Raw genomic sequence first — 23,630 nt, 5'->3', positions numbered from 1 at the left:
CTCTTCAGATGCCGGGCAGCTCGAAGCCCGCGAGCCGTTCCTCGAGCTTGCGGATCGTCGCGACATCGGCATTGGCGAAGGCGAAGCGCAGGTAGTTTTCCTGACCTTCGCCGAAATAGTCGCCAGGCAGGCAGACCACGCCGGCGAGCTTCGCCAGTTTTTCGGCAACGAATTGCGAATCGATGTCGGGGAAGGGGTGGCGGATATAGGCAAAATACGCCCCGACTGCCTGCAGCTTCCATTTTGCCAGGCGGCTCATGACGTCCTTGAGCGCGTCGGCACGTGCGGCAATTTCGGCACGATTCGCAAGCCGCCAGTCCGCGAGTGCCGGAATGGCCTTGGCGACGGCCGCCTGTGCGGCCCGCGGCGCGCAGATCTGCAGGTTATCCATGACCTTGGTGATCTGTTCGACGAGCGCCGGACCGGCGGTGATCGCGCCGAGGCGGTGGCCCGGAATGCAGAAGGATTTCGAGAAACTGTAGAGGCCGATGAAGCTGTCCTGCCAGCCCTTCGTCTCAAGCAGGCCGTGCGGCGCAATGTCGGCCGACGGCAGGAAGTCGCGATAGGTCTCGTCGAGGATCAGCCAGGTGCCGTTCTTGCGGCAGGCTTCGTGGATGCGCTGGAGAAGTTCCGGCGGATAGACGGCGCCGGTGGGGTTGTTGGGGGAAACGAGGGCAAGCGCGCGAATGCCCGGCCGAAGCGCCGAGACGATCGCGTCGACTTCCGGCAGGAATCCGGCGCCGGCGTCGCAGGGTACCAGCTCGACATTGATGCCGAGCATCGCCAGCGTCGTTTCCTGATTGAAATAATAAGGGTTGGTCATCAGCACCGTGTCGCCGGCACCGGCGATCGCCATGACGGCACACATGAAAGCCTGGTTGCAGCCCGAGGTAATGTGAATGTTGTCGGCGGTGATCGCCGCACCATAGAGAGAGGCGACATGGGCGGCATAGGCGGTGCGCAATTCCGCCTCGCCCTCGATCGCACCGTAGCCGGTAAAGGCGGTCGATGCGGAAGCCTCGCCGAGCCATTTCAGCATGTCCGGATGTGCAGGATAGCCCGGCACGGCCTGCGAAAGATCGATCAACGGACCTCTCGCCCCATCATAGGCCTTCGCCCAGGCAAGCACGGAGGGAACCGGCGGCGGCGAGAGCTTTTCGACGAGAGGATTGAAATGCGGCATTTGAACCTTCCTGTTGCTGCTAGCGGTGGGCGAAGTGCTGGCGGAGAGAACCGCGCAGGCGCTTCGCTCTATGATTTGGCCTTGCGTTTAGGGGGGCGTTCCGGGCGCCGATTCCGCGTCGGCGACGAGATCGGCTGAAAGCTCTCCGCTTTCGACTTTTGCGCGGCTTCCGGCCTCGACATGCGGCTGCGAATGATCGTACGGGCCGAGACTTGGAGCTCCGGCATAGGATCGCTTTCGAGCGCGGCGAACAGCCAGTCGATGAAAACGCGGACGATCGGCGCGGCGCGGATTTCGTTGCGGCAGGCGACGAAAAAAGCGTCGTTGGCAGGCACCGTCAGATCGAAGGGAGCGATCAGCTCGCCGCGCGCGATCAGGCTTCCGGCGGTGATCGTATCGCCGAGCGCCACGCCCTGATTGTGCAGTGCCGACTCGGTCGAAAGCCGCGCATCGCTCATGAAATGCTGGCGGCCGCGCTGCAGGTCGATGGCATCGGCTGCGGCGAGCCAGGTGTTCCACTCTCGGCCGTCGTCGCCGTGAAGCATCACGTGATCGCGCAGATCCCGTACCGAGCGCAGCGGCCGCATGTTGAGAAGGGTTGGGCTTACGACCGGGAAAAGCTCGAGCCGGCTCCAGAGCTTCGCCCAGCAGTCGTTCCAGTTGCCATCGCCATAGAGCAGGCAGACGTCGACATCGGGGGAATGGAGGTGCGCCGCGTCGTTGGAGGCGATCAGCGTCAGCCTGACATCGGGGAACTGCTCGGTGAACTGGTGCAGGCGCGGGATCATCCAGAAGGAGAGCAGCGCCGGCACGCAGGTGATCCGGAGCTCGCCGCTCGTTGCCGGCCGGGTCATGGCGGCGGTGGCGGCGGCGATTTCCGCGAAGGCGTGGGTCACGGCCGGCAGCAACAGGGCGCCTTGTGGCGTCAGTCTCAGCCGCTTGCCGCCGCGCTCGAAGAGAGTGGCATTGAAGGAAAGTTCGAGCGCGCGGATCTGGTGGCTGATCGCACCGTGGGTGACGTTGAGCTCACGTGCTGCGGCCGAAACGGAACCGCGCCGGGCGGTCGCCTCGAAGGCACGCAGCGGGTTCAGCGGGGGCAGTCGGCTCGACAAGAAAGGCTCCGAAAGGCGGTAAAAGAATGTGAATTTTTCTCACACGAAACGCTATAACAATGTCAATTGATTTTCCAGCAAAATTGTCTCCTAATATGTGCCAACAAGGGCAAAAGCCTGGGGAACGTGACCGCGCCGGCAAGGCCGGCGAAATCGCAGATCGTCATTTGCGGTGCTTCGCGCACATGTCCCCGGCTGAACACACGGAGGTTCGGGCGCATGGCCTGGGATGAACAGAAGCTCAACGAATTGAAGGCGAAATATGGCGAAAGCCACGGCGGTGAGCTCTTCGATCCGACGTTTCGCAAGGTCGCCGACAAGATCTTCACCAAGAGCGGCACGCGGCTGGCGCCCTATTCCGGCATCCCGACCTTCCTGACTGCGCCCTATATGCCGGTCGACAACGAAAATCCGGATTTCGGCAATCTCCAGGTGGCAATCGTCGGCATACCGATGGATCTCGGTGTCACCAACCGTCCGGGTTCCCGTTTCGGACCGCGCGCCTTGCGCGCCATCGAGCGGATCGGTCCGTACAACCATGTTCTCGGCTGCGCGCCCGTCCACGATCTCCGTGTCGCGGATATCGGTGACGTAGCCTTCCAAAGCCGCTATCGGCTGGAACTCAGTCATGAAGACATCGAAAAGCGCATCAACCAGATCGTCGATGCCGGCGTCGTGCCGCTGTCGGTCGGCGGAGACCATTCGATCACCCATCCGATCCTGAAGGCGGTCGGCAACAAGCGCCCGGTCGGCATGATTCATATCGACGCCCATTGCGACACCGGCGGCGCCTATGACCTCACCAAGTTCCATCACGGCGGTCCGTTCCGCAACGCGGTTCTCGACGGCGTGCTCGATCCTACCCGCGTCGTGCAGATCGGCATCCGCGGCTCGGCCGAATATCTCTGGGAGTTCTCCTACGAGTCCGGCATGACGGTCATCCATGCCGAAGAAGTTACAGGTCTCGGTATTCCGGCTATCATCGAAAAGGCGAAGAAGATCGTCGGCGATGGTCCGACTTATCTCTCCTTCGACATCGACAGCCTCGACCCGAGTTTCGCCCCAGGCACCGGTACGCCGGAAGTCGGCGGGCTTACGACCCGTGAGGTGCTTGAGCTCATTCGCGGTCTCAAGGGCGTCAATCTCGTCGGCGGCGACGTCGTCGAGGTCGCCCCGCAATACGACGCAACGACGAATACGGCGCATGCCGGCGCGCAGGTGCTCTTCGAGATCCTGAGCCTGATGGTTTTCAGCCCGGCGATCAAGGCCGGCTGAGCCTTTGACGCTCGTTCTGCCACCGAACTGGAAGCGGCGGCAGGGCGAGAGCCGGAACAAACAAGCTTCCAGACAGGGGAACCACGATGTCGTCGTTTTTCCGGAACCGGGACAGTTTGCCGGTTACATCTGGAACGAAGCGACCCTCCGCGCCGACGAAGCCGGATGCGGTCGTGTCTGGCATCGCCTTTGACACGCATCGGGAGCAATGATCGGATGCCAGGCTTCTCAGGATGGCCAATGCGGTCGATAATGCGGACGTGGAGTTTTTTGCGGCCGGCAGGCTGATTGCGGCCTTGTTCGCGCTTTGCAACGCGCTGATCGAACATGGGACAATTCTCCGGCGACAAAGGCTGGCGGAGCGAGCCGAAAAGATGCAAGGAATCAACTACAACAGGGAACGCGGCGGTAGCCGCCAAAACAAAGGAGACATGCGATGAACATCAATTCCATCAAGCGCCGCACGCTGCTGGGGGCAGGGCTCGCCGGCGCGTCGATGCTGGCGATGCCGGCCGTCTTGAGAGCGCAGGACAAGTCGCTGAAGGTCGGCGTCTACGGCGGTTACTTCAAGGATTCGTTCGACAAGAACATCTTCCGGGAATTCACCAAGGCGACGGGCATCGCGGTCGAGTCGGTGGCAGAGCCGACCGGTGAGGCCTGGCTCGTCCAGTTGGAACAGGCCGCTCGTGCCGGTCAGGCTCCGGCGGACGTCTCGATGATGTCGCAGGTCGCAATGCTCAAGGGTCAGGCGACCGATCTCTGGACGCCGATCGATGTGGCGAAGATCAAGAACAGTTCCAACCTGCTCGACCGGTTCGTCAACAAGTATCCGGACGGTCGCGTCGCAGGTATCGGTGCCGTTTCCTGGTACATCACTCTCGTCACCAACACCGACGTCTACAAGGAAGCGCCGACATCCTGGTCCGCCTTCTGGGATCCGGCGAATGCCGATAAGCTCGGGCTGCTCGCGCTCGTCTCGAACTCCTTCCTGCTCGAGGTTACCGCGAAGACCTTCATGGGCGGCACCAATGCGCTCGACAGCGAAGAGGGCATTCTCAAGGCTTTCGAAAAGCTCGCGGAAGTGAAGCCGAACGTGCGCCTCTGGTATCGTGACGAAGCGCAGTTCGAACAGGCGCTGAAGTCCGGTGAAATTCCGATGGGCCAGTACTACCATGACGTGACCGGCCTTGCCGCGGCCGATGGCCATCCGGTGCGCTCTACCTTCCCGAAGGAGGGCGGCATCCAGGATTCCGGTTGCTGGGCATTGTCGCGCGCCTCGCAGAAAACAGAGGAAGCGCACATTTTCATCGACTATATGTGCCAGTCATCGATTCAGGCGACCCTGTCGCGCAAGGTCGGAACCGCGCCCACGGTCAAGCGCGAATCGACAGATCTCACGGACAAGGAGTTTGCAGCCGTGTCATCGGACATAGAACCGATTGTCCCGCGCTACGATCTCTACCAAACCAAGTCGGATTGGCTGAACCAGAAGTGGACGGAACTGATCGTCGGCTGATCGCCAACAGGTCTCCCGCCGGCCGAGCGCCGGCGAGAGACCCTATTGCAGCGGACATTGCGCGTCCGAAGAGACACGCGGCGCTGTGGAAACCATCTGCGCATGAGGCGCTACTGCATGGTTTCTTAAACCGGAAACCGATTTAAGAAACCATGCAGCAATTCAGAGCGATACAGCGGCCATTGCGCGTCTGAAGAGACGCACGGCGCTGTGGGACGGGGAATATATGTCGGGACTTGCCCTTCAGAACGTTGTCAAGGAATTCGGATCCTTCACGGCCGTCAACAATGTCGAGCTCACCGTGCCGCACGGCACCTTCGTTTGCATGCTCGGCCCATCGGGCTGCGGCAAGACGACGTTGCTGCGCATGATCGCCGGGCTTGATCTCCCGACGGGAGGTGCGATCCATCTCGACGGCGAAGACATCACCCGCGTGCCGACCCATAAGCGCAATCTCGGCATGGTGTTTCAGTCGCTGGCGCTCTTTCCGCACCTGACCGTCGGCGAAAACATCGCCTATCCCTTGCGCATCCGAAATGCACCGAAGGAGGACCAGAAGCGGCGGGTCGAGGAATTGCTGTCGATGATCCATCTCTCGGGCTATGCGGACCGGCCGGTCTCCAAGCTTTCCGGTGGCCAGCGCCAGCGTGTCGCGATCGCCCGTGCCCTGGCGATCTCGCCGAAGCTTTTCCTGCTCGACGAGCCGCTCTCGGCGCTCGACGCGAAACTGCGCGAGGCGATGCAGGTGGAGCTCCGGCAACTGCAGCAGAAACTCGGGATCACGACGATCGTCGTCACGCACGACCAGCGCGAAGCGATGACCATGGCCGATACGGTGGTCGTCATGAACGGCGGGGAAATCCGCCAGGCGGCCTCGCCGATCGAGATCTACCGTCGGCCGGCGGACAGTTTCGTCGCCGACTTCATCGGCCAGACCAACTTGATCGAAGCCGAAGCGGACTCGCTCGGCCATGTTTCCGTCCTCGGCCAGCCAGTGCCGGGCCTCGCGCTGCTCCCCGGCGCGGCCAAGGCGACGCTGTCGATTCGTCCCGAGGACGTGCACCTGACGGCGCCGGGTGCCGGTGCAATTTCCGGCACGGTCACCTTCGTGCGCGATCTCGGCGGGACGATCGAGACCTTCGTGGATGTTGCCGGCCGCCAGATTGTCGCCGTTTCCACGCCGCGCGAGCGGCCGGACGTCACCGTTGGCCAACAGGTCGGCGTCGCGCTCACTCCGGATGTTTGCGTGGTGCTCAGGAAATGAGACGCGAACCGCCTCAGACCATCGGCGACTACGCGCCGCTTCTTTTCCCCGCGGCGATGCTCACCATCTTCTTCGTCGTGCCCTTCGGCACGATGATCGCCGTCAGCTTCTTCCAGCGCCAGCAGGGCGGCTTCTATACGCCGGCCTTCGTTTACGACAATTACGCCCGCTTCCTCTCGGCCTTCTTCGGCGGCGTGCTCGGCTTCTCGCTCATGATGGCGATCGCGGTCGCCATCTGCTGCGTCGTGCTGGCGCTCCCCTTCACCTATATGCTGACGCGGATGGCGCGCAGCGTGCAGGTCGTCTGGCTTGTCGCGCTGCTTTCGGTGCTCTCGCTCTCCGAGGTCATCATCGGTTTCGCCTGGTCGACGCTCTTCTCGCGCACGGCCGGCATCACCAACATCCTTGTCGCGCTCGGCATCATGGGTGAGGCCAAGGCGCTGACGCCGAGTTTCGCGGCAGTGCTGACGGGCATGGTTTATCAGGCCTTCCCCTATACGGTGCTCGTCCTGTTCCCGGCGCTCGTCCGCCTCGATCCAACCTTGACCGAGGCTGCTCGCACGCTCGGCGCCTCGCCGCTCAGGGCCTTCTTCACCGTCGTCGTTCCGGCGCTCAGGAACACCATCGTCGCGACGCTGATCATGGTCTTCATCTTCGCGCTCGGTTCCTATCTGCTGCCGCAGCTTCTCGGACGGCCCCAGCACTGGACCCTGTCCGTCCTGATCACCGACCAGGCGATCTACCAGTCGAACATGCCCTTCGCTGCGGCGATGGCGGTGTTCCTCGTGCTGGTGACGCTCGGGCTGGTCGCCTTGACGGTAATTGCGGGACGGAAGGGAGAAGCGGCATGACGTCCATTTTCCGCAACTTCTATTTCTTCCTGATCGCCCTCTTCCTCGCGCTGCCGCTGATCGTGGTTGCCGGCGTTTCGATCAACGAAAAGCAGACGCTCGCCTTCCCGCCGCAGGGCTTCTCGACATCCTGGTATGGCGAGATCTTCCTGAATCCCGAATGGCGAAACGCGCTGATGGCCTCGGTCACGCTCGCCGTGCTTTCGGCGGCGCTTGCCGTCGCCATAGCCCTGCCGCTTGCCTGGTTCCTGTGGCGGCGCGTGGCGCCTTGGGCGAATATCTTCCAGCTTCTGGGCGTCGCACCCTTCACGCTGCCGCCGGTCATCACGGCGCTCGGCCTTCTCACCTTCTGGGCGACCGCCGGATTCTATGGCCAGCCCTGGACTGCAGTCGTCAGCCACGCGATTTTCTTCGTGACCTTGCCGCTCGTCACCCTGTCGCTCGGTTTCACGTCGATCGATCGTTCGCTGGTCGAGGCGGCCTCGACCATGGGCGCGGACGAGCGTACGGTTTTCCGTACGGTGGTGCTGCCGCTGATCCTGCCCTACATTGTTTCGGGCTATGCCTTTGCCTTCGTGCTATCGCTCAACGAATATATCGTCGCCTACATGACCGTCGGCTTCACCATGGAGACGCTGCCGATCAAGATCTTCAACGCGCTGCGCTATGGCTACACGCCGACCATGGCGTCGGTGACGATCCTCTTCGTCACGACGGCTGCGGTCATCTTCGGTCTCGTCGCCCGTTTCGGAGACCTACCGAAGCTGCTCGGCGCCATGTCATCGGATGGTAAATGATGAGGCTTGCCGCTCTGCAGATGAAAACCATTGGCGGCGACGTTGCTGCGAATCTCGGCCGGATCGGCGGGGCGGCAGCGGAGGCTTCGCTCCAGGGCGCGACGTTGCTGATCACGCCCGAGCTCGGCATTACCGGCTACGGCGCGGGCGATGTAATCCGCGACATCGCCGAACCCGCCGATGGCCCCATCGTGCGGCGATTGCAGCAGATTTCGGCCGAAGCCGGTATCGCGATCATTGCGGGCTTCGCCGAGCGCGAGGGCGATGCCATCTATAACAGCGCGGTCTACGTCAACGGCGACGCCGCCCCGACCGTATATCGCAAATCGCATCTTTATGGCGACTATGAGCGCGCGCTGTTCACGCCGGCAGAACCGTCGACGCGCATCTTTGAACACCGGGGCGTCACCTGCGGCATGCTGATCTGCTACGACGTCGAGTTTCCCGAAAATGTCCGGCGGCTCGCGTTTGCCGGCGCCGAGGCGGTACTGGTGCCAACGGCGCTTCCGGCCGGCTGGTCGGGAACGTTCATCACCGAGCACATGATCCAGACAAGGGCGTTCGAAAACCAGGTCTTTGTCGCCTACATCAATCATTGCGGTTCCGATTCGATGTTTTCTTTCGCCGGCTTGTCGCGGGTTGCCTCTCCGGACGGCCAACTCCTGGCGAAAGCCAATTCCGCGGACGAGACCCTGATCTTTGCCGAGATCGACCCGGAGGCATTTGCCATTTCGCGCTTGGAGAATACTTATCTCAAGGACCTGTAGCGTCCACGCCGCTAGATCGTTCGCCTATAGAGAACAATCTGTTCGCGTCGTTTCCTCTTTTCGAAACGACCGGGCCGACCGATATTCTGCTCAACGAAATGCCCGCCCTACGGCGCCGCGCGTCCCCGGATGCGCAAAGTCCGCCGTAACGCTTCGAACTGGAGGCAATCATGAGCTTGCAACTAACAGGTATCCACCATCTCACGGCGATCACGGCCAATGCACCGGAAAACCTGCGCTTCTACACGAAGACGCTGGGACTGAGGCTGGTCAAGAAAACCGTCAATCAGGACGATACGACCGCCTACCATCTCTTCTATGCCGACGGAAAGGCGACGCCCGGCACGGACCTGACGTTCTTCGACTGGCCGGTCGGCCCCGAGGGACGCGGCACGCACAGCATTTCGCGCACCGGCCTTCGCGTTGGCAGTGCCGAAAGCGTCAGATGGTGGAAGCGCCGTTTCGACGAGCTAAGCGTCTCCGCCGGCGAGGTCACGGAAATCGATGGCCGCGCCTCGCTCGACTTCGAAGACGGCGAAGGGCAGCGTTTCCGGCTGCTCGACGATGGCGGGCTGACGCCGTCGCATCCTTGGGACAGGAGCCCGGTTCCAGCCGAGCATCAGATCAAGGGCCTCGGTCCCATTACCATCAGCGTGCCTGACATCACCAACACGGCGCTCGTGCTCACCCACGTGATGAACATGGCGGAGGTGCGCCGCTACCTTTCGCCCGACGGCTCCGGCGAAGTACACGTCTTCTCGATGGGCGAGGGTGGTCCGGCGGCCGAATTGCATGTCGCGGTTCAACCGGATCTGCCGATTGCGCGCCAGGGCGCCGGCGCCGTTCACCATGTGGCGTTCCGCGCGCCGGACATGGACGCGCTCCATCAGTGGACGGAACGCCTGAACGGCTTCCGCCTGCCGTCGAGCGGCGAGGTCGAACGCTTCTATTTCCGCTCGCTCTACTTCCGGGAGCCGAACGGCATCCTGTTCGAGATCGCGACCGACGGGCCCGGTTTTGCTGTCGATGAACCGATGGAAACGCTCGGCGAAAGCCTATCGCTGCCGCCCTTCCTGGAGCCCAAGCGGGCTCAGATCGAGGCAAGGCTGAAACCGCTGGAATAATGCTGCCAACGCAAAGCCGGGACGCTGCTCCCGGCTTTCTTTTTGTCCTTTGATCTCTAGTTCTAATGAATGCGGACTGCAGCGCCGCGCGTCTGATCAGACGCGCAAATGATGCTGTACCGAGGCATAAACAAGAGGAAATCAAGCATTCATGACGAAGATACTCGGCATATCGGGCAGTCTGCGGAAGGCTTCCTTCAATACGGCCTTACTGAAGGCTGCAAAGTCCGTTGCGCCGGACGACATCGAATTCGAGACCGCGACGCTGCATGGCATCCCGCTCTACGATGGTGATGTGGAGGCTGAGAGCGGCGTTCCGGCGGCGGCGGCCGATCTCAAGCGGAAGATCATGGCGGCGGATGGCGTGATCCTTTTCACGCCGGAATACAACAACTCGATGCCCGGCGTTTTCAAGAACGCGATCGACTGGCTCAGTCGCCCGCCGGCCGACATCCGTAATGTGTTCGGCGGTCGCCCCTTTGCCTTGGCCGGTGCCTCTCCCGGCAATTTCGGGACCATTCTCAGCCAGAATGCCTGGCTCGCCGTGATGCGGACGCTCGGAGCCGACCTTTGGTCGGGCAAGCGGCTGATGCTGCCGAAGGCCGACACGCTTTTCGACAGCGAAGGGCAGTTGACCGACGACCAGACCAGGGAGCGGTTGCGCGGCTTCGTCAGGGCTTTCGCCGACCATGTCGCGACAGTGAAAGCATAACGCGGTGTTCAGAGCCTGTTTTCCGCCATCCAGCGGCGAATGGCTGCAACATCGTCGTCGCCGATGCCGTGATGGGTATCGATATCCAGTGCCTCGAGACTGGCGCCGGTATCGGCGAGGACCTTCTTCAGGGCCGGCGCATGTTTGCCGTAGGGATCCTGCTTTCCGGTGAGCACCAGGATGTTTGCTTCGGCAAGATCGGGCTTTGGCGCGTCTTCGAGCGCCGACATCGCGCGCATCATCACCACGTTCCTGAGCAGGCCGGGATAAAGCAGCATGACGGCGGCCAGCATGTTGGCGCCGTTCGAATAGCCGATGAATATTGTCTTGTCGGGAGCGAGCCCGTAGCCCTCGCGCGCGCCTTCGACGAAGGCTGCGAAGGCCTCTGCCTCCGAGCGGATGTCCTGCTGGTCGAAGGTCGTCATCGACAGGCGGCGGAACCACCGGGGAAAACCTTCCTCGTTGCTTCGGCCACGCATTCCGAGCAAGGTGGCGTGCGGATCGATCTGATGTCCGAAGGGAAGCATATCCGTCTCGTTGCCGCCGCTGCCGTGCAGCAGCACGAAGGTGCGATCGTTCGGCTGATCCGGATGATAGAACCGGTGGATGAAGGGCAGGTCGCGCGGCGTCAGCCGCGGCTCGCCGGGCAGGGCGAATTGCGGCAGCTTGACCAAAGTCGCAGCCGCGTCGGCATCCAGATGCGATGGCAGGAAGAGCTTGGATCCGAGCGTGTCGGAAGGCTCGTCGACAGAAAAGCCCGGACCGTCGGTCGCCAGCTCGTAGAGCGAGCCGCCCGGCTCACGGACATAGAGCGAGAAGAAATACTTCCGGTCATGCGCGTTGGTGGCGCCGGCGTGCTCCTGCTCGAGATCGGCGCGCACGGCAAGCACCGTCGCCTCGTCCGGCGCGCGAAAGGCGATATGGTCGATCGTGCCCGTGCCGGGCGCCGACGTCCAGAAGCCGGTGGCGTCGCGCACGTCGATAACGTCTCCGGAAGTGGAGGTGAAGCGCCGGATCGTGGCTGTCGCGCCGGTCTCCGAATAGCCGAAATGGTTTTGAAGGAAGTGAGCGCTCTCCTTGGGCTTCTCCGTGAGAATGGTCGCACCGCGCAGCCGCCGGACCGCGTCCGTTTCGGGGATGTCCCGGCTCGCCCACGGGGCAGGTTCGGCGAGCGCGTTCGTTCCGACCAGTTTTACGATCACGCCGTCCGGATCTTTCAGACGCAACACCGGTTCGCCGAATTCCTGTGCCGGGCCGGTCGCCTGAATGTTGAATTGCAATGCGCGTGTCAGCCAGAAGCCGATACTCTCCGGCGGGATGGCAAAGGCGATTTCGCTCGGCTGGCCGTGCCCGACGCGTCCTGGCGAGCCGTCTTCCCACATGAGGAAGGTGACGAGCGAACCTGGCGATCCCGCCGCATCGCCGTAAAAGAGATGTAGTTGATTAGGGTCCTCGTAGCCGCCGGTTCGCTTGACGAGGCGCAGCCCGAGGAAGCCGACATAGAAATCGACATTTGCCTGCACCTTGCGGGCGATCAGGGTGATGTGGTGAATACCGCTCGTCACGGTCTTGTCCTTCCTGCTGTTCCACTGCTGCATGATCCCTTAAATCGGAATCGATTTAAGGGCAAAATCATGCAGCAATTCAAAGTGCTACAGCGATTTTAGCGCGTCCGATTGGACGCGCGGCGCTGCAGAACCGCCCGTCTCGTTGCCTCGGTTCGTCGGACGGCCGTTTCTCAATCGCCGTCGAGGAATGCCTTGAAAGCGTCGCCGTGATCGGGGTGCCAGCGCGAAAGCGGCGGCCGGTTCTCGACGATATCACCGGCGGCCCACAGGATGCGCTTCTCGTCCGTCGAGCGGACGACTTCGTTGTCCGGGCAGAGGATATAGAAATCGCTGCGTTCGAGGCTATCGATCATGAAGTCCACAGTCTGCTCAGGAGTCCACGCTCCCGCCGGTTTCTCCGTCCGTCCATGGGCGGTCAGCGACGTGTAGACGAAACCGGGGATCAGCAGGTGGGCGGCAACCTTGCAGCCTTCAGTATTGCGCAACTCGTGCTGCAGCGCCTCGGTGAAGACCTTCACGCCGGCCTTCGAGACATTGTAGGCGGGGTCGCCGGGCGGCGTCGTGATGCCTTGTTTCGAGCCCGTGTTGATGATCAGCCCCGGCTCACCATGGGCGATCATGGCAGGCGCGAAAATTCGCGAGCCGTTGATCACGCCCCAGAGATTGACGGTGATCACGTCTTCCCAGTTCTCCAGCGGGCCGAACATCGAGCTGCCCGGCTGGATGCCGGCATTGTTCATCAACACATGCACGTGGCCGAAGCGCTCGCGCACCGAACGCGCCAGCGCCGCCAGCTCGTCGGGCTGTGAGACGTCCGTCGCGATTGCGGCGACATCGTTCGCTCCGCCTGCGGCGACCTTCGCTACCTCGGCCGCAGCCGCCTGCAAGCGCTCGCCCGGCAGGTCGGCAAGGACAACTTTCAGCCCGAGATCGGCGAAGCGTTTCGCCGCGGCAAGTCCGATGCCGGAGGCGGCTCCGGTGACGACGGCGACATGGTTTTTCGAAAGAGCGGCGTGGGGCATTGAGATTGCTCCTGATAACGAAGGTGCCCGAAGAAATAGGACGCCCCTTCCGCGAAGTCCATCGCACTTCCGCGTTTGGCTGTCGGCATGCTGCCGCCGTATTTCGATCAGGGTTTGCCGCGGGCGACGAACCAGGGATTGGCAAAATCGCTGTCGTGGCGCTGGTTGCGCTTGCCATAGGTAAGCGGCGTTCCGTCCATGGTCAGAGTCTCGCCGCCGGCCGCCCGCAGGATGGCGTCGCCGGCGGCCGTATCCCATTCCATCGTGCGGCTGAAGCGCGGGTAGATGTCGGCAAGGCCTTCGGCCAGCAGGCAAAATTTCAGCGACGAGCCGACAGCCTCGTAATCGGTGATGCCGTGATCGGCGAGATAGGCGATCGTCTCCGCGCTGTTGTGCCAGCGGCTCGTCAGCGCCACCGGCCGGGCGCCGCAGCTGCGGCAGCCGATGGCCGCATGAGGACCGGCAATGCGATCGTCCACGACCAAGGCCTTCTTCGCCTTCCTGGAACTTGCCGAATAGAGGATCCCGAGCGCGGGTGCATAAACCACGCCGGTAACGGGCACGCCGTTCTCGATCAATGCGATATTGACGGTGAAATCGCTGTTGCGGCCGACGAACTCCTTGGTGCCGTCGAGCGGATCGACCAGAAAGAACGGTTTTCCGGCAATATCCGGCACATGGCCGGCGGCGGCGGCTTCCTCGGCGATGACGGGAACATCGGGAAAGTTCGCTGCGAGATCGGCGAGAATTATGCGTTCGGCGCTGTGGTCTGCGTCGGTGACCGGCGAGGCATCGGCTTTGTAGGCGACCGCCGGCCCGGCGTTATAAATGTCCAGGATCGCCTTTCCGGCCGCGATCGCCGATCTTTCCAGTATTTCCAGCATCGTCACTCTTCTTTTCCACGCCGTTGCTGCGATTCGTATGAGACGGGCGGAATACCGATAGGCTTCTTCCGTTCATACTCAAATCTTTCTCTTTGCCGCAATCGCGGACGCTCTATGCCGTAGCGATCCATCACCGCGGCATTTTGCAGCCGCAGAGCCTCTTGCATCTTTGCGTTGCGCTTCGCTTATGCAAAAGTGACCGCGCAAGTGAACTGGATGCCTTCATGCGCTATTCCGCATTCTCGATCGTCAAGAACGCACTCTCCGGAAATCTGAATTGGAAGCCGCAATGGCGACAGGCCGAGCCGAAATCGCATTATGACGTGATCATCGTCGGCGGTGGCGGTCATGGCCTTGCAACTGCCTATTATCTCGCCAAGGAATTCGGTGTCAAAAACGTCGCCGTGCTGGAGAAGGGCTATCTCGGCTCCGGGAATGTCGGCCGCAACACGACGATCGTGCGTTCCAACTACATGCTGCCGGGCAACGAGCCGTTCTATGAGTTCTCCATGAAGCTCTGGGAAGGGCTGGAGCGGGAGCTGAACTATAATGTGATGCTGTCGCAACGCGGCGTTATCATGCTTTACCACAGCGACGGCCAACGCGACGCCTATATACGGCGCGGCAACGCCATGTGGATGGAAGGCGTGGCGGCCGAGCTGATCGAGCGCGACCAGCTGAAGAAGATGATCCCCTTCCTCAACTACGACCACGCCCGCTATCCGATCCTCGGCGGGCTGCTCCAGCGGCGCGCAGGCACGGCCCGACACGATGCGGTCGCCTGGGGCTATGCGCGCGGTGCCGACCGGCATGGTGTCGATATCATCGAGCACTGCGAGGTGACCGCGATCCGTCGCGAGAACGGCGTCGTCACCGGTGTCGAGACGACCAAGGGGTTCATCGGCTGCGGCAAGCTCGCGCTGGCGGCCGCGGGCAACAGTTCCCGCGTCGGTGAGATGGCGGATCTGAAGCTGCCGATCGAGAGCCATGTGCTACAGGCCTTCGTCACCGAAGGGCTGAAGCCTTGCATCGATCATGTGATCGTCTATGGCGGTGGCCACTTCTATATCTCGCAGTCGGACAAGGGCGGTCTCGTCTTCGGAGCCGAGATCGACGGCTATTCCTCCTATGCCCAGCGCGGAAACCTCGCGACCGCCGAGCATGTGATGGAGGAAGGCGTGACGATGATCCCCGGCCTTTCGCGCGTCCGCGTGCTGCGCTCCTGGGCCGGCGTCATGGACATGAGCATGGACGGGTCGCCGATCATCGACCGTACGCCGGTCGACAATCTCTACCTGAACTGCGGCTGGTGCTACGGCGGCTTCAAGGCTACCCCCGCATCCGGTTACTGCTTTGCCCACCTGATCGCCAAGAACGACACGCATCCGGTCGCACGTTCCCTGAGGCTCGACCGTTTCGCTCGCGGCTATGCGGTCGACGAGGCCGGTGCCGGTCCCCAACCCAATCTTCACTGATAGAAGCGGCGAGCCCGCAGCGGCCGCATTTCGAGCCAACTGGACCCGTTCGGGCCCAAGGACAAGACGATGGCAAGCCTGATCACCTGTCCCCATTGCGGGGTTCGTCCAAAAGAAGAGTTTTCGATCCGCGGCGATGCGTCGCTCGTTCGTCCGGCGCCGACCGCATCGGACGAGGCCTGGCACGATTACGTCTATGTGCGCGCCAATCCGCGCGGGCGCACGCTCGAGCACTGGCAGCATGTGGCGGGCTGCCGCCGTTTCCTCGTGGTCGAGCGGGACACGTTCACCCATGAGGTCCATTCCGTGACCGATGGCGCGGTCTTCGCCCGGGAGAACGGCCGATGACCGCCTACCGCCTGACGGCCGGAGGGCTGGTCGATCGCAGCCGTTCGCTGAGTTTCAGCTTTGATGGCCGCCCCTTGCGTGGTTTTGCCGGCGACACGCTGGCCTCGGCGCTGCTTGCCAACGACCAGATGCTGGTCGGCCGCAGCTTCAAATATCATCGTCCGCGTGGGATCGTCAGCGCAGGCTCGTCAGAACCGAATGCGCTCGTCACCATCGGCTCCGGCGCGCGCAGCGATCCCAACACAAAGGCGACCGTTGCCGAGCTCTATACCGGATTGACGGCGCGCAGCCAGAATCGTTGGCCGTCGCTCGGCTTCGATATAGGGGCGGTAATTGATCGTTTCTCGCCATTCCTAGGTGCGGGCTTTTACTACAAGACCTTCATGTGGCCGGCGCAACTTTGGGAAAGGCTCTACGAACCGCTGATCCGCCGTGCTGCCGGTCTCGGTCGCGCGGTGCTCGAACGCGACCCGGAAACCTACGGGAAATCCTGGGCACATTGCGATCTGCTCGTCGTTGGCGGCGGCCCGGCCGGGTTGATCGCCGCGCTGACCGCGGGACACGCGGGGCTTCGCGTCATTCTCGCCGACGAGGATTTTCGCCTGGGCGGATCGCTCCTTTCGGAGACGCAGCCGATAGACGGTGCGCCCGCGCATGTCTTTGCCGATCGCGCCGTTGCCGAATTGCAGGCGCTCCCGAATGTAACCTTGCTGCCGCGGACGACGGTCTTCGGCTGGTACGACGACAATGTCTTCGGCGCGGTCGAGCGGGTCCAGAAGCACGTCGCCGAGCCCTCCGCCAAGCTGCCGACGGAGCGGGTCTGGCGCATTGTCGCGAGGCGAGCGCTCCTCGCGACCGGTGCGGAGGAGCGCCCGCTGGTCTTCGGCGGCAATGACCGGCCGGGGGTCATGATGGCCGGGGCACTCAGCACCTATGCCAACCGTTACGGTGTGGCGGCCGGCAGGTCGGTTGCGATTTTCACCAATGGCAGCGCGGGATATCGCGCCGCCCGCGATCTCCACGCGAAGGGCATCGCCATTGCTGCAATCGTCGACAGTCGCGCAGCGGAAGCGGACGCCGCGCCGGAAGGCGTGCGCGTGATCCGTTCGGCCTCCGTCGTCGATACGCGTGGACGCCTGCGGGTTTCCGGGCTTGTGGTCGAACGGTCGGGTTTCGAGGAGCTCGTCGCCTGCGATGCGGTCGGCATGTCCGGCGGCTGGAGCCCGGTCATTCACCTGGCCTGCCAGCGGGGAGCGAAGCCTGTGTGGTCCGAAGCCCTGAACGCGTTCGTCGCGCCGGATGTCGGCGGTGGATTGCGCGTTGCCGGTTCGGCGAATGGTGTTTACACGCTCTCGGGTTGCCTCGGCGACGGTGCCGCCAAGGCATCGGCGATCGCGTCCGAGCTGGGATTCAAACCCGCTCAGGACGTCTTGCCGGCAACGGGAGAGGAGAGCGATCCGTCGTTTACCGCGCTTTGGTACGCACCCGGAGCAAAGTCCAAGGCCTTTGTCGATTTCCAGAACGACGTTCACGCAAAGGATCTGGGGCTTGCGCTTCGCGAAGGGTTTGGCCACGTCGAACGCGCCAAGCGCTACACCACCAGCGGCATGGCCACGGACCAGGGCAAGCTCTCGAACATCAATGCAGTCGGCATTCTTGCCGGTATGCGAGGGGTAAGCCCCGCAGATGTAGGGACGACGACATTCCGCCCGTTCTACACACCCGTTTCCTTCGGCGCGCTTGCCGGCACGGCGCGCGACAAGCACGCAGCACCTGTCCGCAAATCGCCGTTGCATGAATGGGCACGGAAAAACGGGGCGAGCTTCGTCGAAGCGGGCCTTTGGTATCGATCCGCCTGGTTTCCCCGGGCGGGCGAAAAGACCTGGCGCGAGAGCGTCGATCGCGAGGTGCTGAACGTGCGCGCGAACGTCGGCATTTGCGATGTGTCGACATTAGGCAAGATCGAACTTTTCGGACCGGACGCGGCTGAATTCCTCAATCGGCTTTATTCCAACGCGCTGTTGAAGCTCCCGGTCGGAAGGGCGCGTTATGGCCTGATGCTGCGCGAAGACGGCTTCGTCTATGACGATGGCACCGTCAGCCGGCTTGCGGAGGAGCATTTTCTCGTCACGACGACGACCGCGCTCGCGGGTGGCGTGATGTCCAACATGGAATATTGCTCGCAGGTGCTCTGGCCGGACCTGAAGGTCCGCTTCTGCTCCGTCTCCGACCAATGGGCGCAGATCGCAATCGCCGGTCCGAAGGCGCGCAGCGTGCTGCAGCAACTTGTCGAGGACGACATCTCCAACGCGGCATTCCCCTTCCTCGCTGCCGGAACAGTAACGCTCAAAGGCGGCCTGAAAGGGCGGTTATTCCGCATATCCTTCTCCGGCGAACTGGCTTTCGAACTAGCAGTTCCGGCAGGATTTGGCGCGGCGGTCGCCGATCAGGTCATGGAAGTGGGCCGTGCCTTCGATATCTGCGCCTATGGCGTCGAAGCGCTCAACGTCCTGCGGCTGGAGAAGGGCCTGCCGACGCATGCCGAGTTCGACGGCCGGGTGACGCCGGACGACGCCGGACTCGGCCGAATGGTTTCGGCGCAGAAGACGGACTTCATCGGCAAGCATCTTTCGGCACGATACGGGCTGACCGCCGCAGACCGCTCGCAACTCGTGGGACTGAAGCCGATAGACAAGGAAAAGGATATTCGCGCGGGTGCGCATTTGCTGCGCGAGGGCGTGAAGCCATCGACCCTCAACGACCAGGGCTGGGTGAGTTCCGCCTGCTTCTCGCCGGTGCTCGGTCATCATATTGCGCTTGCCTTCCTCAAGTCGGGCCGTGAGCGCTATGGCGAACGGATTGTTGTCTGGGACAAGCTGCGCGATCAGGAGGTGATGGCCGAGGTCTGCGATCCGGTCTTCGTCGATCCCGAAAACGCCAGAATGAAAGCCTGAGGGAACGCTGATGATCCGCGATTACTACAACCGTCATGCGCTCGATGAGAAGCTGCGCGGCGCGCCTCGGCCGGCAGGTGTCAATCATCTGGCTATCGGCCACAGACAGGCGGTCGCTACGGTGCTGGCCCAAGCCGGCGAGGAGGACACCGTACAAAGGGCGTTGTCGTCGGCAACTGAATTCGCTGTGCGTTTCAGCGCGCCAGGCGAATGGCTGGTTGTCTCCGAAAACGATACGCCGGAAGGGCTGCAGCGTCGTCTCGAAGCTCTTTGCACCGGCCGGGCTTATATCGTCGACCAGAGCGAGGCGCGTGTCCTGTTCTGGCTTTCCGGTCCGTCGACGCACCGGATTCTTGCAAAGGGCATCGGCCTCGACCTGCATCCTGCAGTCTTTGCCCCCGGCGCCAGCGCGAATGCGTTGTGCGGCCATGTTGCCGTCAATCTCGCCCGAACGGGAGACGACACGTTTGAACTGATCGCTCCACGCTCTTTTGCCGAATCCCTTTTCGACGACCTCATGGCGATGGGACGCGAATACGATTTGACGGCGGCATTCGCCGGTTGACGAGGCAGGCCGCGGCGAGAATTCGCCCTGATATGATCCGCTCGCTAGATCGGCACGCTAGCCACCGATTTCCGCGCTTTTGCGTTCAAAGTTGCCCATTTGGCGTGCGAATGCTGCTAAAAATTTAATTTTTCTGGCTTCGAAAGCGCCAAATCGATTTTATCGCCGAAGAATCTGGCGAAGAAGCATTTTTTAGCTTTCATTTTCGTTTGAAAGAGGTATGGAATCGGGGCAAATAGCACGCTCACAATGAGCGCCAATAACAAGAGATCGGACCGCTAGGATCTGGTCCAGGGGAAGATTGATGGAGTATTTCGTCCAGCAGCTCGTCAACGGGCTGACGCTTGGGTCTATTTATGGTATGATCGCGATTGGTTATACCATGGTCTACGGCATCATCGGCATGATCAACTTCGCCCACGGCGATATCTTCATGCTTGGCGGCTTTGCCGCTTTGATTGTCTTTTTGCTTCTCACCTCATTCATAGCAGGCGTGCCGGTTGTACTGGCGCTTTTGCTTATGATCATCGTCGCGATGCTCGCGGCGTCGCTGTGGAACTGGACGATCGAGCGAGTGGCCTACCGTCCGTTGCGTGGGTCTTTCCGCCTGGCGCCGCTGATTACCGCGATTGGCATGTCGATCGTGTTGTCGAACTTTATTCAGGTGACGCAGGGACCGCGCAACAAGCCGATCCCGCCGCTCGTCTCTTCAGTCTATGATATATTCGGCATTGCCGTATCGTTGAAGCAGATCATCATCATCATCATCACGGCAATCCTGCTTTCGAGCTTCTGGTATATCGTCAACAAGACGCCGCTTGGGCGCGCGCAGCGGGCCACCGAGCAGGATCGCAAGATGGCGGCGCTGCTCGGCGTCGATGTCGACCGCACAATCTCCGTGACCTTCATCATGGGTGCCGCGCTCGCTGCCGTAGCGGGTACCATGTATCTCATGTATTATGGCGTCGTTGTCTTCACCGACGGCTTCGTTCCGGGGGTGAAGGCATTCACCGCCGCCGTTCTCGGTGGCATCGGCTCGCTGCCAGGCGCTGTCTTGGGCGGACTGATGATCGGCCTCATCGAATCCCTGTGGTCGGCCTATTTCACCATCGACTACAAGGACGTTGCGACATTCTCGATTCTCGCAATCGTCCTGATCTTCAAGCCGTCGGGTATTCTCGGACGACCGGAAGTCGAGAAGGTATAATTCCATGGCAAATATTGCATCTACTACTGCAAGCGCCGGCACTGAGGTGACGGCGCGGGCCCTACGCGAGGCTGTCTTCGCGGGCCTCATCACCCTCGGCCTGTTCGTGCTCTTCGTCGGCCTCAAGACCGACCAGAACATCCGTAACGAGCTGATCCTTACCCAGCGCTGGGGTCTGCTGGCGATCTTCGTGATCATTGCCATGGTCGGTCGCTTCCTGATAGTCGCCTATGTGCAGCCCCGGCTCGTGCAGAGAAAGGCGGCGAAGGCCGCTGCCGAAGACGTCGCCAAGGAAGAAAGCTTCTTCAGTCGCAACTTCTCGAAGATCGCGATCGCCGCTCTCATTCTCTATCCGCCCGTGATCCTCGCCCTCACCGGCGTCCAGGGGTCACTGAAATGGGTGGACAACTTCGGTATCCAGATCCTGATCTATGTGATGCTCGCCTGGGGCCTTAACATCGTCGTCGGCCTGGCCGGTCTCCTCGACCTTGGATACGTGGCCTTCTACGCGGTCGGCGCCTATTCCTATGCGCTGCTTTCCACCTATCTGGGCCTGTCCTTCTGGGTGCTGCTGCCGGTTGCCGGTCTTCTTGCGGCCTGCTGGGGCGTGGTCCTCGGGTTCCCGGTGCTGCGCTTGCGCGGCGATTATCTCGCGATCGTGACACTCGCCTTCGGTGAGATCATCCGACTCGTGCTGATCAACTGGACCGAGGTGACCAAGGGTACTTTCGGTGTATCCGGCATCGCCAAGGCAACCCTGTTCGGCATCAAGTTCGATGCTTCCAAGGATGGCTTCGCGGCGATGATGGGCCTGCCGATCTCGTCGGCCTATTACAAGATCTTCCTGTTCTATCTGATCCTCGGTCTTGCCCTGCTGACCGCCTTCGTCACCATCCGGTTGCGCCGGATGCCGATCGGCCGCGCCTGGGAAGCGCTTCGTGAGGACGAGATCGCCTGCCGTTCGCTCGGCATCAACACCGTGACGACGAAGCTGACGGCCTTTGCCACGGGCGCCATGTTCGGCGGCTTCGCCGGCTCGTTCTTCGCCGTGCGCCAGGGCTTCGTGTCGCCCGAATCCTTCATCTTCCTGGAGTCGGCCGTCATCCTCGCGATCGTTGTGCTCGGCGGCATGGGATCGCTGACCGGCATCGCGATTGCAGCGGTGGTGATGATCGGCGGTACGGAAATCCTGCGCGAACTCTCCTTCCTCAAGATGATCTTCGGACCGAACTTCACGCCTGAACTCTACCGCATGCTGATCTTTGGTCTTGCCATGGTCGTCGTCATGGTCTGGAAGCCGCGCGGCTTCGTCGGATCGCGCGAACCGACCGCGTTCCTGCGTGAGCGCAGGGCCGTCTCCGGCAGCTTCACCAAGGAAGGGCACGGCTGATGGCGATCGACACAATGACGAGCACAATGACAAAAGACCCCATTCTCAAGGTTGAGCACCTGTCGATGCGCTTCGGCGGTCTCATGGCCATCAACGACTTCTCCTTCGAAGCCTATCGCGGCGACATCACCGCGCTGATCGGCCCGAACGGGGCGGGCAAGACGACGGTGTTCAACTGCATCACCGGCTTCTACAAGCCGACGATGGGCATGATCACGATGAAGCAGAAGTCCGGGCAGGAGTTCCTGCTGGAGCGTCTGCCTGACTTCGAGATCACCAAGCATGCCAAGGTTGCGCGCACCTTCCAGAACATCCGGATGTTCTCCGGCCTGACCGTCCTGGAAAACCTGCTCGTGGCCCAACACAACAAGCTGATGCTGGCCTCCGGCTATACCATTCTTGGCCTGCTCGGATTTCCAGCCTATCGGCAGGCTTCCAGGGAAGCGATCGAAGTTGCGAGACATTGGCTCGAGCGGGCTTCGCTGATCGACCGCGCCGACGATCCTGCCGGCGACCTGCCTTACGGCGCGCAGCGGCGGCTCGAGATCGCACGTGCGATGTGCACCGGGCCGGAGCTTCTCTGCCTCGACGAGCCGGCGGCCGGCCTCAACCCGCGCGAGTCGCTGGCGCTCAACGAATTGCTGCAGAACATTCGCCGCGACACCGGCACCTCCATCCTTTTGATCGAGCACGACATGTCCGTGGTCATGGAGATTTCCGATCACGTGGTGGTGCTCGAATACGGTCAGAAGATTTCCGACGGCAACCCGGATTTCGTGAAGAACGATCCAAGGGTCATTGCGGCCTATCTGGGTGTCGAGGACGAAGAGGTTGAAGAGGTGATCGAACAAATCGAGGAAATCGAAGGCGAGCAGGGAGGCACCAAACAATGAGTGCGCCGCTGCTGCATGTAAGAGCCGTCGAAACCTATTACGGCAATATCCGGGCGCTGAACGGCGTCGACGTCGAGGTGCACCGCGGAGAAATCGTCAGCCTGATCGGCGCCAATGGCGCCGGAAAGTCGACGCTGATGATGACGATCTGCGGCAGCCCGCAGGCGCGCACCGGCTCCATCTTCTTCGAGGGGCAGGACATCACGCGCCTGCCGACGCACGAGATCGCACGCCTCAGGATCGCCCAGTCGCCGGAAGGGCGCCGTATCTTCCCGCGCATGACGGTTCTGGAAAACCTGCAGATGGGGGCGAGCCTCGATAACCTGAAGCATTTCAACGAGGACGTCGAAAAGATCTTCACGCTCTTCCCGCGCCTCAAGGAACGGCAGGCGCAGCGCGGCGGTACGCTGTCGGGCGGCGAACAGCAGATGCTGTCGATCGGGCGTGCGCTGATGGCGCGACCGAAGCTCCTGTTACTCGACGAGCCGTCGCTCGGCCTTGCGCCGCTGATCGTGAAAGGCATCTTCGAAGCGATCAAGAAACTCAACAAGCAAGAGGGCCTGACGGTGTTCCTCGTCGAACAGAACGCCTTCGGGGCGCTCAAGCTGTCGGATCGCGGCTATGTCATGGTCAACGGCAGGGTGACCATGAGCGGGACAGGCAAGGATCTTCTCGCCAATCCGGAAGTCCGTTCGGCCTATCTCGAAGGCGGCCGTCATTGAT

The 23,630-nt window shown here is 62.0% G+C and carries 22 protein-coding genes; 17 read left to right on the top strand and 5 right to left on the bottom strand.

Annotation, left to right across the window (positions count from 1 at the left end; genetic code table 11):
• Nucleotides 1-4: 4 nt before the first annotated feature.
• Nucleotides 5-1,183 carry an aminotransferase gene (locus tag QN224_RS26630; protein WP_283979062.1) on the bottom strand — a complete coding sequence of 393 codons (1,179 nt, stop codon included), beginning with the start codon at nucleotides 1,181-1,183 and terminating at the stop codon, nucleotides 5-7.
• Nucleotides 1,184-1,251: 68 nt separating this feature from the next.
• Nucleotides 1,252-2,295 (bottom strand): LysR substrate-binding domain-containing protein, encoded by a 1,044-nt coding sequence (locus QN224_RS26625; protein ID WP_283979061.1) that lies wholly within the window; start codon nucleotides 2,293-2,295, stop codon nucleotides 1,252-1,254.
• A 219-nt stretch (nucleotides 2,296-2,514) separates the two neighbouring features.
• Here QN224_RS26625 and speB point away from each other — a divergent pair, with 219 nt between their 5' ends.
• From speB to QN224_RS26580, 9 genes are all read left to right on the top strand, one after another.
• Nucleotides 2,515-3,570 carry an agmatinase gene (gene speB, locus QN224_RS26620; protein ID WP_283979060.1) on the top strand — a complete coding sequence of 352 codons (1,056 nt, stop codon included), beginning with the start codon at nucleotides 2,515-2,517 and terminating at the stop codon, nucleotides 3,568-3,570.
• 233 nt (nucleotides 3,571-3,803) lie between these two features.
• A complete protein-coding gene (locus QN224_RS26615; protein ID WP_173509379.1) occupies nucleotides 3,804-4,010 on the top strand; it encodes a hypothetical protein in 207 nt (68 codons plus the stop codon).
• Nucleotides 4,007-5,086, top strand: a complete 1,080-nt coding sequence (locus tag QN224_RS26610) for an ABC transporter substrate-binding protein (RefSeq protein ID WP_283979059.1) — start codon at nucleotides 4,007-4,009, stop codon at nucleotides 5,084-5,086. Before QN224_RS26615 ends, QN224_RS26610 begins: the two co-directional genes overlap by 4 nt.
• A gap of 226 nt (nucleotides 5,087-5,312) precedes the next feature.
• Complete coding sequence (locus QN224_RS26605) at nucleotides 5,313-6,350, top strand: ABC transporter ATP-binding protein (RefSeq protein ID WP_173509381.1); 1,038 nt, start codon at nucleotides 5,313-5,315, stop codon at nucleotides 6,348-6,350.
• Entirely contained in the window at nucleotides 6,347-7,201 is an 855-nt protein-coding gene (locus QN224_RS26600) for an ABC transporter permease (protein ID WP_173509382.1), read from the top strand. Before QN224_RS26605 ends, QN224_RS26600 begins: the two co-directional genes overlap by 4 nt.
• Nucleotides 7,198-7,998 (top strand): ABC transporter permease, encoded by an 801-nt coding sequence (locus QN224_RS26595; RefSeq protein WP_173509383.1) that lies wholly within the window; start codon nucleotides 7,198-7,200, stop codon nucleotides 7,996-7,998. Before QN224_RS26600 ends, QN224_RS26595 begins: the two co-directional genes overlap by 4 nt.
• Complete coding sequence (locus QN224_RS26590) at nucleotides 7,995-8,765, top strand: carbon-nitrogen hydrolase family protein (RefSeq protein WP_283979058.1); 771 nt, start codon at nucleotides 7,995-7,997, stop codon at nucleotides 8,763-8,765. The genes QN224_RS26595 and QN224_RS26590 overlap by 4 nt, the downstream gene beginning before the upstream one ends.
• A gap of 170 nt (nucleotides 8,766-8,935) precedes the next feature.
• Nucleotides 8,936-9,889 carry a ring-cleaving dioxygenase gene (locus tag QN224_RS26585; protein WP_283979057.1) on the top strand — a complete coding sequence of 318 codons (954 nt, stop codon included), beginning with the start codon at nucleotides 8,936-8,938 and terminating at the stop codon, nucleotides 9,887-9,889.
• A gap of 151 nt (nucleotides 9,890-10,040) precedes the next feature.
• Nucleotides 10,041-10,601 carry an NADPH-dependent FMN reductase gene (locus QN224_RS26580; protein WP_269281922.1) on the top strand — a complete coding sequence of 187 codons (561 nt, stop codon included), beginning with the start codon at nucleotides 10,041-10,043 and terminating at the stop codon, nucleotides 10,599-10,601.
• Between the two features lie 8 nt (nucleotides 10,602-10,609).
• Here the strand turns inward: QN224_RS26580 and QN224_RS26575 are convergent, their stop codons facing one another.
• The 3 genes from QN224_RS26575 to cysQ all read right to left on the bottom strand — a co-directional run bounded on the left by QN224_RS26575 (nucleotide 10,610) and on the right by cysQ (nucleotide 14,075).
• Complete coding sequence (locus QN224_RS26575; RefSeq protein ID WP_283979101.1) at nucleotides 10,610-12,166, bottom strand: VOC family protein; 1,557 nt, start codon at nucleotides 12,164-12,166, stop codon at nucleotides 10,610-10,612.
• Between the two features lie 173 nt (nucleotides 12,167-12,339).
• The gene (locus QN224_RS26570) at nucleotides 12,340-13,191 is read right to left on the bottom strand and encodes an SDR family oxidoreductase (RefSeq protein WP_283979056.1); all 852 of its coding nucleotides are present in this window, start codon (nucleotides 13,189-13,191) and stop codon (nucleotides 12,340-12,342) included.
• 107 nt (nucleotides 13,192-13,298) lie between these two features.
• Nucleotides 13,299-14,075 (bottom strand): 3'(2'),5'-bisphosphate nucleotidase CysQ, encoded by a 777-nt coding sequence (cysQ, locus tag QN224_RS26565; protein ID WP_283979055.1) that lies wholly within the window; start codon nucleotides 14,073-14,075, stop codon nucleotides 13,299-13,301.
• A 224-nt stretch (nucleotides 14,076-14,299) separates the two neighbouring features.
• Between cysQ and QN224_RS26560 the strand changes: the two genes are divergently transcribed.
• The 8 genes from QN224_RS26560 (at nucleotide 14,300) to QN224_RS26525 (ending at nucleotide 23,629) form a co-directional block, all read left to right on the top strand.
• Entirely contained in the window at nucleotides 14,300-15,550 is a 1,251-nt protein-coding gene (locus QN224_RS26560) for a sarcosine oxidase subunit beta family protein (protein WP_283979054.1), read from the top strand.
• Between the two features lie 69 nt (nucleotides 15,551-15,619).
• Nucleotides 15,620-15,898 (top strand): sarcosine oxidase subunit delta, encoded by a 279-nt coding sequence (locus QN224_RS26555; RefSeq protein WP_283979053.1) that lies wholly within the window; start codon nucleotides 15,620-15,622, stop codon nucleotides 15,896-15,898.
• On the top strand, nucleotides 15,895-18,852 hold the full coding sequence (locus QN224_RS26550; protein WP_283979052.1) for a sarcosine oxidase subunit alpha family protein: 2,958 nt from the start codon (nucleotides 15,895-15,897) through the stop codon (nucleotides 18,850-18,852). The genes QN224_RS26555 and QN224_RS26550 overlap by 4 nt, the downstream gene beginning before the upstream one ends.
• A 10-nt stretch (nucleotides 18,853-18,862) precedes the next feature.
• On the top strand, nucleotides 18,863-19,417 hold the full coding sequence (locus tag QN224_RS26545; RefSeq protein WP_283979051.1) for a sarcosine oxidase subunit gamma: 555 nt from the start codon (nucleotides 18,863-18,865) through the stop codon (nucleotides 19,415-19,417).
• A gap of 304 nt (nucleotides 19,418-19,721) precedes the next feature.
• Nucleotides 19,722-20,624, top strand: coding sequence for a branched-chain amino acid ABC transporter permease (locus QN224_RS26540; protein ID WP_269281930.1), 903 nt, complete (start codon nucleotides 19,722-19,724; stop codon nucleotides 20,622-20,624).
• A 4-nt stretch (nucleotides 20,625-20,628) separates the two neighbouring features.
• Entirely contained in the window at nucleotides 20,629-22,014 is a 1,386-nt protein-coding gene (livM, locus tag QN224_RS26535; RefSeq protein ID WP_173509396.1) for a high-affinity branched-chain amino acid ABC transporter permease LivM, read from the top strand.
• Nucleotides 22,014-22,907, top strand: a complete 894-nt coding sequence (locus QN224_RS26530) for an ABC transporter ATP-binding protein (RefSeq protein WP_269281931.1) — start codon at nucleotides 22,014-22,016, stop codon at nucleotides 22,905-22,907. The genes livM and QN224_RS26530 overlap by 1 nt, the downstream gene beginning before the upstream one ends.
• Nucleotides 22,904-23,629 carry an ABC transporter ATP-binding protein gene (locus tag QN224_RS26525; RefSeq protein ID WP_173509398.1) on the top strand — a complete coding sequence of 242 codons (726 nt, stop codon included), beginning with the start codon at nucleotides 22,904-22,906 and terminating at the stop codon, nucleotides 23,627-23,629. Before QN224_RS26530 ends, QN224_RS26525 begins: the two co-directional genes overlap by 4 nt.
• Nucleotide 23,630 lies beyond the last annotated feature (1 nt).

It is taken from the genome of Sinorhizobium sp. 7-81, from assembly GCF_030124405.1.
In the GTDB taxonomy this organism is placed as follows: Bacteria; Pseudomonadota; Alphaproteobacteria; order Rhizobiales; family Rhizobiaceae; genus Sinorhizobium; species Sinorhizobium psoraleae.
The sequence above is the reverse complement of the archived record's forward strand: the minus strand, read 5'-3'. Positions and strand labels throughout refer to the sequence as shown.